1 protein-coding gene is annotated in these 864 nt (G+C 51.0%); it reads right to left on the reverse strand.

What is annotated here, in order from left to right; genetic code table 11:
* The coding region (locus tag AC1DVV_RS22915) for a pilin (protein WP_477707267.1) at positions 1-248 on the reverse strand (248 nt) is incomplete at its 3' end.
* Positions 249-864: the final 616 nt, after the last annotated feature.

Genomic DNA, 864 nt, shown 5'->3' on the forward strand with positions numbered 1-864 from the left:
CGCCGCTGGCGTTCTTTTCTTTCACAGCCCCAGTTATTGGCGATCGGCAGAACCGTACTGGCAGCAGATTGAACAGTTTCCGTGATGCTGGTACGGCACTGTGATGCAGCCAGAATCACTTCAGACACTTTCGCACGAATGGTGTAGTCCTGATAGGCAGGCAGAGCCACCGCAGCCAGGATACCGATAATCGCCACGACGATCATCAATTCGATCAGGGTAAAACCCCGTTGGATGGAACGCTTCATAAAAACTCCTTGGTTAAAAAAACTAGCTCAGGTAAAAAGCAGTTTTTGTGCCACGTCAAAAGGGCGTCTTTTCCGTGATTTTTCGAGCTCAAAAAGCCGAGAGCTTACTTTTTTGACTACCCTCTGTGAATTTCACGACACTTTTGTCATTTGAGGCGGATGAACCGGACCCTCTTGAGCGTCCGAATGCCGCTACTGACTGTGCCGGGAATACGCCACACTATGCATGCCTGCATTGCTGAATCAGATCACATCAGTTCATGCAAACCAGTACAACCCTTGTAGCCGGTCTTGCTTGCGCTTGTCACGGCTGATCGTCGATGCAGGGGGTCAATTTATCGTCCTTCCCATGGCGCACCATCCATTGAAGTTTTCAGAAATCAACTGTCGGACTCCATCGGACAACTTTTGCCCAAATAAAAGCGGCGCGTCAAAGACGCGCCGCTTGTTAACCCATGAATTGCTGCGTTACGCAGCAATCAGGTTTTAGCCCCGGCAAGAACCTGGGAGGTATTTCGTAGGCATTGCGGTACCCGTCGATCCGGGGCCACACACCCACTTGAAGATGGTTGCGCCAACATCGGTGCTCGTCAACGTAGCGGTGGAATCCTTGAAC

The organism is Polaromonas sp. P3_B4 (assembly GCF_056402835.1).